Source organism: Hephaestia sp. MAHUQ-44, from assembly GCF_023806085.1.
In the GTDB taxonomy this organism is placed as follows: Bacteria; Pseudomonadota; Alphaproteobacteria; order Sphingomonadales; family Sphingomonadaceae; genus Sphingomonas.
Window position 1 is genome coordinate 147,901 of the sequence record NZ_JAMSLX010000005.1, and the last position, 13,025, is coordinate 160,925.

The 13,025-nt window shown below is 65.4% G+C and carries 15 protein-coding genes; 5 read left to right on the top strand and 10 right to left on the bottom strand.

Annotated elements, in window-relative coordinates:
- Positions 1–59: 59 nt before the first annotated feature.
- Positions 60–923, bottom strand: coding sequence for a 3-methyl-2-oxobutanoate hydroxymethyltransferase (gene panB / locus NFE57_RS07405; RefSeq protein WP_252134936.1), 864 nt, complete (start codon positions 921–923; stop codon positions 60–62).
- A gap of 125 nt (positions 924–1,048) precedes the next feature.
- Here panB and NFE57_RS07410 point away from each other — a divergent pair, with 125 nt between their 5' ends.
- From NFE57_RS07410 to NFE57_RS07420, 3 genes are read left to right on the top strand one after another with little or no spacing between them, the layout of a single operon-like run.
- Positions 1,049–1,477 carry a DUF2178 domain-containing protein gene (locus tag NFE57_RS07410; RefSeq protein ID WP_252134937.1) on the top strand — a complete coding sequence of 143 codons (429 nt, stop codon included), beginning with the start codon at positions 1,049–1,051 and terminating at the stop codon, positions 1,475–1,477.
- Positions 1,478–1,480: 3 nt separating this feature from the next.
- Positions 1,481–1,942 (top strand): hypothetical protein, encoded by a 462-nt coding sequence (locus tag NFE57_RS07415; RefSeq protein ID WP_252134938.1) that lies wholly within the window; start codon positions 1,481–1,483, stop codon positions 1,940–1,942.
- Positions 1,935–2,150, top strand: coding sequence for a helix-turn-helix transcriptional regulator (locus NFE57_RS07420; protein WP_252134939.1), 216 nt, complete (start codon positions 1,935–1,937; stop codon positions 2,148–2,150). Before NFE57_RS07415 ends, NFE57_RS07420 begins: the two co-directional genes overlap by 8 nt.
- 29 nt (positions 2,151–2,179) lie before the next feature.
- Here the strand turns inward: NFE57_RS07420 and NFE57_RS07425 are convergent, their stop codons facing one another.
- Both NFE57_RS07425 and NFE57_RS07430 read right to left on the bottom strand, forming a co-directional pair.
- Positions 2,180–2,617, bottom strand: a complete 438-nt coding sequence (locus NFE57_RS07425) for a hypothetical protein (protein WP_252134940.1) — start codon at positions 2,615–2,617, stop codon at positions 2,180–2,182.
- 63 nt (positions 2,618–2,680) lie between these two features.
- Positions 2,681–3,049: an ArsC family reductase gene (locus NFE57_RS07430; RefSeq protein ID WP_252134941.1), complete on the bottom strand. Its 369-nt coding sequence runs from the start codon at positions 3,047–3,049 to the stop codon at positions 2,681–2,683.
- Positions 3,050–3,077: 28 nt separating this feature from the next.
- Between NFE57_RS07430 and NFE57_RS07435 the strand changes: the two genes are divergently transcribed.
- Positions 3,078–3,644: a redoxin domain-containing protein gene (locus NFE57_RS07435; RefSeq protein ID WP_252134942.1), complete on the top strand. Its 567-nt coding sequence runs from the start codon at positions 3,078–3,080 to the stop codon at positions 3,642–3,644.
- A gap of 135 nt (positions 3,645–3,779) precedes the next feature.
- Here NFE57_RS07435 and guaA read toward each other — a convergent pair whose 3' ends face one another.
- The 7 genes from guaA to NFE57_RS07470 all read right to left on the bottom strand — a co-directional run bounded on the left by guaA (position 3,780) and on the right by NFE57_RS07470 (position 11,477).
- The gene (gene guaA / locus NFE57_RS07440; protein ID WP_252134943.1) at positions 3,780–5,339 is read right to left on the bottom strand and encodes a glutamine-hydrolyzing GMP synthase; all 1,560 of its coding nucleotides are present in this window, start codon (positions 5,337–5,339) and stop codon (positions 3,780–3,782) included.
- A 44-nt stretch (positions 5,340–5,383) separates the two neighbouring features.
- Entirely contained in the window at positions 5,384–7,447 is a 2,064-nt protein-coding gene (locus NFE57_RS07445; protein ID WP_252134944.1) for a prolyl oligopeptidase family serine peptidase, read from the bottom strand.
- Positions 7,448–7,568: 121 nt separating this feature from the next.
- Positions 7,569–7,991, bottom strand: a complete 423-nt coding sequence (gene rplQ / locus NFE57_RS07450) for a 50S ribosomal protein L17 (RefSeq protein WP_252134945.1) — start codon at positions 7,989–7,991, stop codon at positions 7,569–7,571.
- A gap of 220 nt (positions 7,992–8,211) precedes the next feature.
- The gene (locus NFE57_RS07455) at positions 8,212–9,270 is read right to left on the bottom strand and encodes a DNA-directed RNA polymerase subunit alpha (protein ID WP_252134946.1); all 1,059 of its coding nucleotides are present in this window, start codon (positions 9,268–9,270) and stop codon (positions 8,212–8,214) included.
- Between the two features lie 98 nt (positions 9,271–9,368).
- On the bottom strand, positions 9,369–9,758 hold the full coding sequence (gene rpsK / locus NFE57_RS07460; protein ID WP_007405180.1) for a 30S ribosomal protein S11: 390 nt from the start codon (positions 9,756–9,758) through the stop codon (positions 9,369–9,371).
- Between the two features lie 57 nt (positions 9,759–9,815).
- Complete coding sequence (gene rpsM, locus NFE57_RS07465) at positions 9,816–10,184, bottom strand: 30S ribosomal protein S13 (RefSeq protein WP_252134947.1); 369 nt, start codon at positions 10,182–10,184, stop codon at positions 9,816–9,818.
- Between the two features lie 237 nt (positions 10,185–10,421).
- The gene (locus NFE57_RS07470; RefSeq protein ID WP_286207709.1) at positions 10,422–11,477 is read right to left on the bottom strand and encodes a mannose-1-phosphate guanylyltransferase/mannose-6-phosphate isomerase; all 1,056 of its coding nucleotides are present in this window, start codon (positions 11,475–11,477) and stop codon (positions 10,422–10,424) included.
- 158 nt (positions 11,478–11,635) lie between these two features.
- Between NFE57_RS07470 and NFE57_RS07475 the strand changes: the two genes are divergently transcribed.
- Positions 11,636–13,024, top strand: coding sequence for a TIGR03013 family XrtA/PEP-CTERM system glycosyltransferase (locus NFE57_RS07475; RefSeq protein WP_252134948.1), 1,389 nt, complete (start codon positions 11,636–11,638; stop codon positions 13,022–13,024).
- Position 13,025: the final 1 nt, after the last annotated feature.

Consider the following 13,025-nt stretch of genomic DNA (forward strand, 5'->3'; position numbering starts at 1 on the left):
CTCCTAGATCATCGGAAAGGCGCGGACATTAACCGCGCAACAGGCGAAACGGAAGCGACTCAATCCTTCGCCGCATAGGTCTGTTCGGCGCCGGGAAAGGCACGCGACCGGACATCGCTCGCATAGGCCTCGACCGCCGCCGAAATGCGGCCCGCCATGTCGTCGAAGCGCTTCACGAAGCGCGGGGTGCGCTCGAACAGGCCGAGCATATCCTCGGCGACGAGCACCTGCCCGTCGCATTGCGCCGAGGCGCCGATGCCGATGGTGGGACAATCCACGCCGCGCGTCAGCGCGACCGCGATCGGTTCGACCACGCCTTCGACGACGATGCTGAACGCCCCCGCCGCGGCGATCGCCTTGCCGTCGTCGATGATCTTCGAGGCTTCTTCCTGGGTACGGCCGCGCGCGCCATAGCCGCCCAGCACGTTCACCGCCTGCGGAGTGAGGCCGACATGCCCCATCACCGGAATGCCGCGTTCGGTGAGGAAGCGGACGGTATCAGCCATCGCCGTGCCGCCTTCCATCTTCACCGCCGCCGCGCCGGTCTGCTTCATCAGCCACGACGCATGCTCGAACGCCTGCGTGGGCGACGCCTCGTAGCTGCCGAACGGCATGTCGACGACGATCAGGCTATGATAGCTGCCGCGCACCACCGCGCTCCCGTGCGCCGCCATCATCTCCAGCGTCACCGGCACCGTCGAGGGCAGCCCGTAGATGACCTGGCCGAGGCTGTCGCCGACCAGCAGCATATCGCAATGCGGATCGAGCAATTGCGCCATCGGCGCGGTGTAGGCGGTAAGCATCACCAGCGGCGCGCCCGCCGCCTTGCGCTTGCGGATCGCCGGCACCGTCATCCGCTTCATCGGCGCGGAGACCGGCGTCGCCCGGCTGGTCGAGGTGTCGATCGTGTAGGTGGTGGACATCGGCCCGGCTGTAGACGCTGCATGGCGCCGCGCCAAGGCGAACCGCCGGATGCGTTCATAACAATTGACATGATGTTAGATTTATTTTACATAGAGTCGTGTTTATTCGACATGAAAGTCCGATCATGGCATTTCGTGAAAAGCTCGCCTGGACGCTGCTCACCACCAATGCGGTGGGCTATGCAGTCTATCTGTACATCGTCGCGGGCATCACCACCGCGCTCGGCTGGGACGCGCCGGTACGCGCGATCATCCCGGCACTGATCGGGATGATCGTGTGGGAGACGATCCTTGCGATCGTCGGCGCGTCGGCGGCGGCGCTATCGGCGCCGAAGGAATCCTACGCCCCCGCCGACGAGCGCGACCGCGCGGTCGCCCGCCATGCCGCGGCGCGCGCTTATGGCCTGCTCTCCACCGGCATCGGCGTGACGATCGTGCTCGTGCTGATCGGCATGAGCCTGTTCAAGATCGTCAACCTGCTGCTGGGCCTCCTCGTTCTCGCCGAGATCCTTCGCTATGGCGGCGAGGCCTGGCATTACCGGAAGGGCTATTGAGCCATGGCAGTTCCCCTTCGCGCGCGCGGCGACATGCTCGACATGGCCTATCGCGAAAAGACCAACTGGCTGACGCTGATCGCGATGGTGATCGCTTATACCGTCTATTTCTCGATCGTGCTGCCCCGCGGGACGGCATTGTCACTGCTTCAGACGCTCTGGTTGTTCGCGCAGGTGACGATCACGCAAGCGGTGGTCGTCATCATCGGCAACATCGTGCTGGCGGCCCGGACCGACAAGCGTGCGCGCGTCGCCGACGAACGCGACCGGGCGATCGCCCGCCGGGGCGCCACGAGCGGCTATTACACTTTGCTGGTCGGGATGATCCTGGTCGGCGTGGTCGCGCCGTTCGACGACCTGCCGCGCACCACCCTGCTCAACTATGCCTTATTGTGGATCGTGATCGCCGAGGCCGTCCGGCTGACGACGATCGTATCGAGCTATCGGCGCGGCTGGCATGGCTAAGCCCCCGATCGCCAACGACATTCGTACACTGCGCTTCCTTGCCGGCGAAATGACGCAGGCCGAACTGGGCGACCGGATCGGCGTGACGCGCCAGACGATCGCCGCGATCGAGGCAGGCAAATATTCGCCCACGCTCGAAGCCGCGTTCCGGATCGCGCGCGTGTTCGGCAAGCCGCTGGAGGAAGTGTTCCGCTGGGAAGGGGAATGAAGGGATAACGGGGCGGCGGCGCCTCACATTCAACTCACCCAGCCGCGGCGCGTCGCATAGCCTGTGAACCAGACCCCGAAGGCGGCCACCAGCGCGATGACGATCGGGAACGGCAGCGTCGCCCCGGCCCCCTTCACCGCGATCACATCGGTGGCGAGGAAGAAATAACCGAACATCGCGACGATCGCGACCAGCGATACGATGAACAGCCACAGCGCGCTCGCCGACCGCGCGAGCAGCGCGATCGCGCCGAGCAGCCCGGCACCGACCGCGATCGCATAGACCCAGACGTACCAATCGGGCAGCGCGGCGAAAAGCTGGCGATCATAGTCGGTTGCAGGGCCCATCGCCTCCGCGCCGAGCGTTTTGTGGAGATACCAGGTGTAACAGCCGAAGGCGTTCCACAGGGTCAGCAAAATCACGACCACGCGAAAAGTACCGGTGGGCCGCTGTCGCAGATACGCCATCGTCGCTCTCCCGAATATCGGGATCGAAAGCTGCGCTCGTTCGGCGCCGATTGCAATCCGCATTTACGCAGGCGTAACCATCTCCGACTCGCCGAACAGCGCGGCGTAGCGCTCGGGCTTGAAGGCGACCAGCAAGGCGCCGTCATGCGCGAGCACGGGGCGTTTGATCATCGACGGCTGCGCGACCATCAGCGCGATCGCCTTTTCCTCGTCGAGCCCCGCCTTGTCGGCATCGGGCAGCTTGCGAAAGGTGGTGCCGGCGCGATTGAGCAGCGTTTCCCACCCGACCACTTCCGCCCAGCCGCGCAGCGTTGCCGCGTCGATGCCGGCGGTTTTGTAATCGTGAAAATCATAGGCGACGCCGTGCGCATCGAGCCACGTGCGCGCCTTCTTCATCGTGTCGCAATTCTTGATACCGTAGATAATCGTCAAGGCGTCGCCCCTTCGCGCAATCGTCATCATGGGCTATATCGACGGCATGGATCAGGGCAAGTTCGGCGACGCGGCGCGGTTTCCGGTCGCGCCGGAATGGCAGGTCGATCGCTGGCTCAACAGCGGCGGGCCGCTGAGCCTCGCGGCATTGCGGGGGCGCATCGTGGTCGCGGTCGCGTTCCAGATGCTTTGCCCCGGCTGCGTCGTCGAGGCGCTGCCGCAGGCGCAGCGCGCCGCCGCCAGCTTCGCTGCCGCCGATGTGGCGGTGATCGGGCTGCACACCGTGTTCGAGCATCACGCGGCGCAGGGCACGCCCGAGGCGCTGGCCGCCTTCCTCCACGAATATCGGATCGGTTTTCCGGTCGCGATCGACGCCCATCGCGATGACGACCCCCTGCCCGCGACGATGCGCACCTATGCGATGCGCGGCACGCCGACGCTGCTGCTGATCGACCGGGAGGGGCGGCTGCGGCTCAACCATTTCGGGCATCTCGACGACATGCGGCTGGGCGCGGCGATCGCGACGCTGATCGCGGAAGGCGCCGCGCAACCGCTGCCCACATCGGATTCGACGGGGCCGGTGTGTCGGGTGTGAGCGGCTAGAGTGATTTCGAGCCAGATGGACTCATCTGGCGACTCGGAAATCACGGCAATCAAAAGATAATCCAGGGGCGGTCCGGTTCCATGAGAACCGGGTCGACTCCAGTTCCGCGCGGCCGCTGTTTCCGGGTCATTCCCACTCGATCGTGCCGGGCGGCTTCGAGGTGTAATCGTAGACCACGCGGTTCACGCCGCGGACTTCGTTGACGATCCGCGTCGCGACACGCGCGAGGAATTCGCTCGAGAAGTGGAACACCGCCGCGGTCATGCCGTCGGTCGAGGTCACGGCACGCAGCGCGAGGACATAATCGTAAGTGCGGCTGTCGCCCATCACCCCCACGGTGCGCACCGGTAGCAGCACCGCGAACGCCTGCCAGATCGCGTCGTAAAGGCCCGCGTTGCGGATTTCCTCGAGATAGATCGCGTCGGCCTTGCGCAGGATGTCGCAGCGTTCCTTGGTCACCTCGCCCGGAATGCGGATCGCGAGACCGGGGCCGGGGAACGGGTGACGGCCGACGAAAACGTCGGGCAGGCCGAGTTCGCGGCCGAGTTCGCGCACCTCGTCCTTGAACAATTCGCGCAGCGGCTCGACGAGTTTCATGTTCATCCGCTCGGGCAGGCCGCCGACATTGTGGTGGCTCTTGATCGTCACCGACGGCCCGCCGGTGAAGCTGACGCTTTCGATCACGTCGGGATAGAGCGTGCCCTGCGCGAGAAATTCGGCGCCGCCGATCTTTTTGGCTTCGTCTTCAAAGATGTCGATGAAGGTCTTGCCGATGAACTTGCGCTTGGCCTCGGGGTCCGACACCCCCGCCAGCCCGTTCAGGAACAATGTCTCGGCGTTCACATGGACGAGCGGGATGTTGTAATGGCCGCGAAACAGGCTGACGACCTGATCGGCCTCGCCGGCGCGCATCAGCCCGTGATCGACGAACACGCAGGTGAGCTGGTCGCCGATCGCCTCATGGATCAGCACCGCGGCGACCGCCGAATCGACCCCGCCCGACAGCCCGCAGATCACCCGCCCCTTGCCGACCTGCGCCCGGATTTCGGCGATCTTGGTCGCGCGGAACTCGGCCATCGTCCAGTCGCCCGACAGCCCGCAGACGTGGCGCGCGAAATTGGCGATCAGCCGGCCGCCATCGGGGGTGTGGACGACCTCGGGGTGGAATTGCATCGCATAATAGCGGCGGTCGTCATCGGCGATCACCGCGTAAGGCGCGCCGGGGCTCGCCGCGACGATGCGGAAGCCCGGTGCCAGCGCGGTCACCTTGTCGCCGTGGCTCATCCACACCTGATGCGATTCGCCCTCCGCCCAGAGACCGTCAAACAGCACGCACGAATCGCGGATCTCGATAAAGGCATGGCCGAATTCGCCGCTGTCGCCGCGCTCCGCCGCGCCGCCAAGTTGCGCCTGCATTGCCTGCTGGCCGTAGCAGATGCCGAGCAGCGGCACGCCCGAATCGAGGATCACCTGCGGGATGCGCGGGCTGCCTTCGTCGGCCACCGAGGCGGGGCCGCCCGACAGGATGACGCCGCCGGGGCGCATCCGCTCGAACGCCTCCGCCGCCGCGTTGAACGGCGCGATCTCGCTATAGACACCAGCCTCGCGGACGCGGCGGGCGATGAGTTGGGTCACCTGGCTGCCGAAATCGACGATCAGGATGCTATCATGGGAGGGTGCGGTCATGGCCGAGCCGCATAGCAGATGCGCGAGCAGGCGAAACCCCTCACCTAGCCAACATCAAGCCCGGTCCATTTCGCCGCGAAGGCCCAGGTGTCGGCGGCTTCCTCGATGATCTTGTCGGTCGGCTTGCCCGAGCCGTGGCCGGCGCGGGTTTCGATGCGGACGAGATGGGGTTTGCCGCCGATATCGGCGTGCTGGAGCGCCGCGACATATTTGAAGCTGTGCGCCGGCACGACGCGATCGTCGGTATCCGCCGTCGTCACGAGGATCGCCGGATAGGCGCGGCCGGGCTGGATATTGTGATAGGGCGAATAGCCGTGGAGCACGCGGAACGCGGCTTCCTCGGCCGGCGAGCCGTAATCGTCGACCCAATAGCGCCCCGCCGTCCATTTATCGAAACGCAGCATATCCATGACACCCACCGCGGGCAGCGCGGCGGCGAACAGATCGGGGCGCTGGTTGACCACCGCGCCGACCAGCAGCCCGCCATTCGACCCGCCCTGGACCGCAAGCTTTTCGCGCGAGGTGATGCCTTGCGCGATCAGATGCTCGGCCGCGGCGATGAAATCGTCGAAGCTGTTCTGCTTGTTGGCGAGCCGGCCGCCGTCGTGCCATTCCTTGCCATATTCGCCGCCGCCGCGAATGTTGGCGACCGCGAACACCCCACCCTGCTCGATCCACGCCAGCCGCGCGGTCGAGAAAGCGGGCGCGACGGGGATGTTGAACCCGCCATAGCCGTAAAGGATCGTCGGCTGGGGTTCGGCGGGCAGATCCTTGCGGCCGACCACGAACATCGGCACGCGCGTGCCGTCCTTCGAGGTGAAGAAGGTCTGTTCGACGGCATAATCGTCGGGATCGAACGCGACCTGCGGGGCTGCCCAGACGCTGCTTTGATCGGCAGCGACATCGTAGCGGTAGATCGTGGTCGGGGTCGCGAAGCTGGTGAAGGCATAGAAAGTTTCGTTATCGCCGGCCTCGCCGCCGAAACCGGCGACCGAGCCGATGCCCGGCAACGCGACGCTGCCGAGCGGCGCGCCGCTGAGATCGAAGCGGCGAACCTCGGTTTTCACATCGACCAGATATTGCGCGAACAGCACCCCACCGACAATGCCCGCGCCTTCGAGCACGGCATCCGATTGCGGCACGATCTCGCGGAGCTGGCGCGACATCGAGGCGACGTCCATCGTCACGATGCGGCGGCGCGGCGCCTGCGTATCGGTGACGAAATAGAAGATCGAGCCGACATTGCCCGCCAGACTCCAGTGATTTTCGAGACCCCGCACGACGATGCGCCTGGTCATCCGCGCGCTGGTGAGATCGATCACGGTCAGTTCATAGCGATCGTCGGTGCCCTCGGACGAGGTGACGAGCAGCCAATTGCCATCGTCGGTGATCTCGGCGACGCTGTTGAGCCGGGGGCGATCGGGGGTCGCAAAGACCAGCCGGTCCTGCGCCTGATCGCTGCCGAGGGTATGGAAATAGATCGCGTGGTTGAGGTTAACCGCCTGATATTCGGCCCTGGCGGCGGGTTCAGGAAAACGCGAATAGAAGAAGCCCGCGCCGTTGCGCGCCCAGGCGAAGGCCGAGAATTTGACCCAGCGCACCTCATCGGCCGCGATCGCACCGGTCGCCACGTCCATCACGCGGACCGTGCGCCAATCGGTGCCGCCGTCCTGCACCGCGTAAAGAAGCTGGGTGCCGTCTTCGCTGGGAAGCCATTCGGCGAGCGCGGTCGCGCCGTCCTCGGCCCAGGCGTTGGGATCGATCAGCACGCGACCCTCGCCCTCGGCAGAATCGCGGACATAGAGCACCGGCTGATTCTGCAGCCCCGAATTGTGCAGGTAGAAATAACGCCCGCCCTTCTTCACGGGCACGCCGAAGCGCTCGTAATCGAACAGGCTGCGCATCCGCGCGGTGAAGGCGGCGCGGCCGGGGAGCGTATCGAGATACGCGTCGGTAACCGCATTTTCCGCCTCCACCCAGGCGCGAACGCGATCGCTTTCGCGAACATCGGTTTCGAGCCAGCGATAGGGATCGGCGATCGCGATGCCGAACAACTCGTCCGAAACATCCTCGCGATCGGTGTGCGGATAGGCGATCGGGTCGCTCATCTCAATCCTTTGGCAGTGCTGCAATCAGCGTGAATTTGGGGTCGGCGACCGCGAACGAAAAGGGGCGCGCCGATTGACCGGCGCGCCCCCCTTTCAAAGCGGTTCGCTTTACTGGCGCGCCTCAGGCGGCGGCATCCAGATCATCGTCGCCCAGCACCGGGCCCGAATCCTGGCCCTTGGCCGAGGTATCGCGATCGACGAACTCGATCACCGCCATCGACGCCGCATCCGACGCGCGGATGCCGGCCTTGATGATGCGGGTATAGCCGCCCTTGCGATCGGCGTAGCGCGCGCCGAGCACGTCGAACAGCTTGGCGAGTTGCGCATCGTCGAGCAGACGGGCGTGCGCCAGGCGGCGGTTCGAGAGGCCGCCCTTCTTCGCGAGCGTGATCAGCTTCTCGACATAGGGCCGAAGCTCCTTGGCCTTGGGAAGCGTGGTCGTAATCTGCTCGTGCTTGATGAGCGCGGCCGCCATGTTGCGGAACATGGCGATCCGATGGGCCGAGGTCCGCTGGAGCTTCCGACCGCCTACGCGATGACGCATGGTATTTTCCTTCGTTCGTTAAGGGGCCGTGCGAGGTACCCCAGACCAGGTGGGACAACGGGCCACCCTGTTCATGTCACCCCGGCCTTGCGCCGGGGCCCCTTCATTCTGCTTCGCGGCCCGACGCGGGAATAAATCCCGCGTCGTCGGACGGGCTACGCCCGCCGGCCGTGTCCGGCGATCAGCCCGGGATCAAGTGCCTTGATCCCGGACGCCGGGCTCAGCCCAGGATTTCCTGTTCGAGCTTCTTGGCCATTTCCTCGATATTCTCCGGCGGCCAGCCGGGGATTTCCATCCCCAGACGCAGCCCCATCGACGACAGCACTTCCTTGATCTCGTTCAAGGATTTGCGACCGAAATTGGGGGTACGCAGCATCTCGGCTTCGGTCTTCTGGACCAGATCGCCGATGTAGATGATGTTGTCGTTCTTGAGGCAATTGGCCGACCGTACCGACAGTTCGAGCTCGTCGACCTTCTTGAGCAGGTAACGATTGATCTGCTGGGTATCGCCCTCGGCCTCGGCGGCAGGCGCGGCCTGGCCGATCGCCTGGCTGCGCGCGATCGCCGAATCGTCGAAATGGACGAACAAGGCGAGCTGATCCTGAAGGATGCGCGCGGCATAAGCGAGCGCGTCTTCGGGGGCCACGGTGCCGTCGGTCTCGATCGTCAGCGCGAGCTTGTCGTAATCGAGATCCTGCCCGACGCGGGTCGGATCGACCTTGTAGCTGACCTGACGCACCGGCGAGTAGAGCGCGTCGACCGGGATCAGCCCGATCGGCGCATCGGCCGGGCGGTTGGCGGTCGCGGGCACATAACCCTTCCCGGTATCGGCGGTCAGCTCCATGTTGAGCGTCGCGCCTTCATCGAGATGGCAGATGATGAGATCGGGGTTGAGCACCGCGATATCGCCCGACACCGCGATGTCGCCGGCCTTGACCGGGCCGGGGCCGGTGGCGGAAAGCTGGAGCCGCTTGGGGCCCTCGCCTTCCATCTTGAGCGCGATCTGCTTCACGTTGAGGACGATATCGGTGACGTCCTCGCGCACGCCGGCGAGCGACGAGAATTCGTGCAGCACGTTCTCGACCTTGATCGAGGTGACGGCCGCACCCTGAAGCGACGAGAGCAGCACACGGCGCAGCGCGTTGCCGAGCGTCAGGCCGAAGCCCCGCTCGAGCGGCTCGGCGACGAAGGTCGCCTTGCGCTTGCCGTCGCCGGCGGTCTTCTTGTCGAGACCGACGGGCTTCTTGAGTTCCTGCCAGTTCTTTGCGTTGACGGACACGGGCTTCCCCTTGGTTTTGGGCGGGAGCGAGGGCTACTCCGGCCGTGGGAGAAAGATGGTCCGCGCTGCGCGATCAACCGCGCGCGGACCGGGCGAATTCAGACGCGACGACGCTTGGACGGGCGCACGCCGTTGTGCGGGATCGACGTCACGTCACGGATCGACGTGATCTGGAAGCCCACCGCCTGGAGCGCACGGAGCGCCGATTCGCGACCCGAGCCGGGGCCTTTGACTTCGACTTCAAGCGTGCGGACGCCGTGCTCGGCGGCCTTCTTGCCGGCATCCTCGGCGGCGACCTGCGCCGCATAGGGGGTCGACTTGCGTGAGCCCTTGAAGCCCATCATGCCGGCCGACGACCACGAAATCGCGTTGCCCTGGGCATCGGTGATCGTGATCATGGTGTTGTTGAAGCTGGCGTTCACGTGTGCGACGCCCGCGGTGATGTTCTTGCGCTCGCGCCGACGAATGCGCTGAGGTTCGCGTGCCATAGTTGAATTCCTGACCTGATCTGAAGCTGGAAGAAACGGTGCCGTTAGGCGCGCCGCTTACTTCTTCTTGCCCGCGATGGGCTTGGCCTTGCCCTTGCGGGTGCGCGCATTGGTGTGCGTCCGCTGACCGCGAACCGGCAGACCCTTGCGATGGCGCAGGCCGCGATAGGACGCGAGGTCCATCAGCCGCTTGATGTTCATCGCGGTTTCGCGACGAAGATCGCCTTCGACGGTGTGATCGGCGTCGATCGCCTCACGGATCTGGAGCACTTCCTGATCGGTCAGGTCCTGCACGCGACGCTCGGGCGCAATGCCCAGCTTCCGGGTGATTTCCTGGGCCTTGGTCGACCCAATGCCGTGGATATAGGTGAGCGCGATCACCACGCGCTTGTTGGTCGGGATGTTGACGCCCGCAATACGTGCCATGGATGTTTTTCTCCTAGCTCCACAGGGCTGGCATGGCCGCACACGCCCCATCTCATCGCGTTTACTCCCGAAACGCAAGACACCGGCGTGCGCAGACAAGCGCCGCCGGAGAACCGGTGTATTCGGAAAGTGTGTGGGAGATAGGCGCGGGGGCGGCCTGAGTCAAGCGGGGGCTCCCACATTGCGAGACGTGAAACACCTGCGCGCAGGGGCGAGATCGTGCCGGCTGTCCGCCGCTTATTCCTTCATCGCCGCGATCAGCTTCCTGACCTCCTGGCTGCGGCCGCGCGGCACGACCAGGACATCGTTGCCGCTGGCGACGACGATCAGATCCTCGACCCCGACGAGCGCGATCCGGGGGCCATCGGAGCGCACGAGGCAATTGCTGCTGTCGATCGAGAGCACGGTGCCGCGATGCGTGTTGCCGTGACCGTCGCAATCGCTGAGCAGATGGAGCGCATCCCAACTGCCGACATCGCTCCACCCCATGCTGACCGGCACCACCGCGACCCGATCGGCCTTTTCCATCACCGCATAATCGATCGAATCGGCGGGTGACGCGGCAAAAGCCTCGGGATCGGGCAGGATGCGGCTGCCGATCCGCGTCGCGGCGTCCATCGCGGCGCGGCAGGCGGCAAGCATCTCGGGAGCATGGGTCGCCAGTGCGCCAAGAAAGCTGTCCGCGCGGAACAGGAAGATGCCGCCGTTCCAAACATGGCCGCCCGCCGCCAGCATCGCCTCGGCGCGGTCGCGCGGCGGCTTTTCGACGAACCGGTCGACGCGATAGACGCCGGGGACGATGGGCTGCCCTTGCGCGATCCAGCCATATCCGGTTTCCGGCGCGTCGGGGGCGATGCCGAAGGTGACGAGCCAGCCATCGTTGACCAGCGGCAGCGCGGCCGCGATCGCGCGGTGGAACGCCGCCACATCGGTGATGACATGATCCGAGGGCATGACGAGCAGCGGCGCTGCCCCCCCACCCGCCGCCAGCGCGGCGAGCGCGATCGCGGGCGCGGTGTTGCGCCCGGCGGGTTCGAGCACCAGCGCCTGCGCCGAGGCCCCGACCGCGCCCAGTTGCGCCTCGACCTGATCGGCATGGTGCGCGTTGGCGACGACGATCGGCGCATCGAAGCGCGCCGCATCCTGCGTCCGGCGCGCGGTCAATTGGAGCATCGTCTCGTCGCCGGTGAGCGCGAGCAATTGCTTGGGGCATTCGGGCCGCGACATCGGCCACAAGCGCGTCCCCGAACCGCCGGACAGGATGACGGGGACGACGCGTGGCGATTCTGACATGCAATACTCCTGACGGTTCAATGTAGGGTGTGGACGCCGCGAGGCAAACACCCGAGCCACCGACCGGGGTGCAGCGTGTTCAACCTTTCTTTGTCAATTTCTGCGACAGAGGCCGTGTCGGATTTGTTTACACTTTGCCGGCTAGGACCGCGTTCGCGATGATCAGGCTGTTCAAACATTACGTCCCCAACGCCGTGCTGCTGCTCGGGTTGCTCGATATCATCCTGTTGCTGGCGGCGGCCGAACTGGGCTGGGTGATCCGCGCACACCAGATCGACATGGCGGTCGAACCGGTACTGACGCGGCTGCCACAGCTCGCCAGCTTCGCGCTCAGCCTCGAACTCGCGATGGTGGCGGTGGGTGTTTACGGTGCCGACGCGCTCCAATCGCTGCGTTTCGCGACCGCGCGGCTGCTGGTCGCGGTATCGCTCGGCACGATCTTCCTGAGCCTGATCTTCTTCCTCGTGCCGACGCTGACCTTCTGGCGATCGAACCTGCTCTACGCGATGGCGATCGCGGCGGTGGCGATGATCGCCTTGCGCATCCTGCTCGGCAAGACGCTGGGCAGCCAGGTGTTCAAGCGGCGGATCGTGGTGCTGGGTGCGGGCGCGCGCGCGGTGCGGCTGAAGGCGCTGGCGGCGACGCCGGGCGCGGCGTTCGTCGTCGTCGGCTATGTCGCGATGAACGAGGCCAACCGCATCATCCCCGAGGCGATCGCGCGCGACGCGATCTACAACCTTGCCGACCATGTGGTGTTGTTGAACGCGAGCGAGGTGGTGCTGGCGCTCGAGGAACGGCGCAACGCGCTGCCGCTCAAGGACCTGCTGCGGATCAAGACCACCGGGGTTCACGTCAACGAGATCTCGACCTTTCTCGAACGCGAGACGGGACGCGTCGATCTCGACAGCGTCAATCCGTCGTGGCTGATCTTTTCCGACGGCTTTTCGTCGAGCCGCGTACTCTCAAGCCTGTTCAAGCGGCTGTTCGACATCGCCGCGAGCCTGGTGCTGCTCATCATCGCGCTGCCGTTGATCGTGCTGGTCGGGATCATCATCAAGCTCGAGAGCCGCGGGCCGGCATTCTACCGCCAGCGCCGCGTGGGGCTGTACAATCAGGGCTTCGACATCGTGAAGCTGCGCTCGATGCGGCAGGACGCCGAGGTCGGCGGCCAGGCGGTATGGGCGGAGAAGGACGATCCGCGCATCACCCGCGTCGGCCGCATCATCCGCAAGCTGCGGATCGACGAGCTGCCGCAAGTGTGGAGTGTGCTCAAGGGCGAGATGAGCTTCGTCGGCCCGCGTCCCGAACGCCCCCAGTTCGTCGAGGATCTCGAGACGCGGCTGCCTTATTATGCCGAACGCCATATGGTGAAGCCGGGGATCACCGGCTGGGCGCAGATCAACTATCCCTATGGCGCGTCGATCGAGGATTCGCGGCAGAAGCTCGAATACGACCTTTATTACGCCAAGAATTATTCGCCCTTTCTCGATCTGCTGATCCTGTTGCAGACGATCCGGGTCGTGCTGTGGCCCGAGGGCGCGCGGTAGG

Excerpts from the sequence above, each read along its gene's own strand:
- panB (WP_252134936.1), bottom strand. The coding sequence starts at position 923 with ATGTCCACCACCTACACGATCGACACCTCGACCAGCCGGGCGACGCCG.
- rpsM (WP_252134947.1), bottom strand. The coding sequence starts at position 10,184 with ATGGCACGTATTGCGGGCGTCAACATCCCGACCAACAAGCGCGTGGTG.
- NFE57_RS07445 (WP_252134944.1), bottom strand. The coding sequence starts at position 7,447 with ATGAGCGACCCGATCGCCTATCCGCACACCGATCGCGAGGATGTTTCG.
- NFE57_RS07420 (WP_252134939.1), top strand. The coding sequence starts at position 1,935 with ATGGCTAAGCCCCCGATCGCCAACGACATTCGTACACTGCGCTTCCTT.
- NFE57_RS07415 (WP_252134938.1), top strand. The coding sequence starts at position 1,481 with ATGGCAGTTCCCCTTCGCGCGCGCGGCGACATGCTCGACATGGCCTAT.
- rpsK (WP_007405180.1), bottom strand. The coding sequence starts at position 9,758 with ATGGCACGCGAACCTCAGCGCATTCGTCGGCGCGAGCGCAAGAACATC.
- NFE57_RS07435 (WP_252134942.1), top strand. The coding sequence starts at position 3,078 with ATGGGCTATATCGACGGCATGGATCAGGGCAAGTTCGGCGACGCGGCG.
- NFE57_RS07475 (WP_252134948.1), top strand. The coding sequence starts at position 11,636 with ATGATCAGGCTGTTCAAACATTACGTCCCCAACGCCGTGCTGCTGCTC.
- rplQ (WP_252134945.1), bottom strand. The coding sequence starts at position 7,991 with ATGCGTCATCGCGTAGGCGGTCGGAAGCTCCAGCGGACCTCGGCCCAT.
- NFE57_RS07410 (WP_252134937.1), top strand. The coding sequence starts at position 1,049 with ATGGCATTTCGTGAAAAGCTCGCCTGGACGCTGCTCACCACCAATGCG.
- NFE57_RS07425 (WP_252134940.1), bottom strand. The coding sequence starts at position 2,617 with ATGGCGTATCTGCGACAGCGGCCCACCGGTACTTTTCGCGTGGTCGTG.
- guaA (WP_252134943.1), bottom strand. The coding sequence starts at position 5,339 with ATGACCGCACCCTCCCATGATAGCATCCTGATCGTCGATTTCGGCAGC.
- NFE57_RS07470 (WP_286207709.1), bottom strand. The coding sequence starts at position 11,477 with ATGTCAGAATCGCCACGCGTCGTCCCCGTCATCCTGTCCGGCGGTTCG.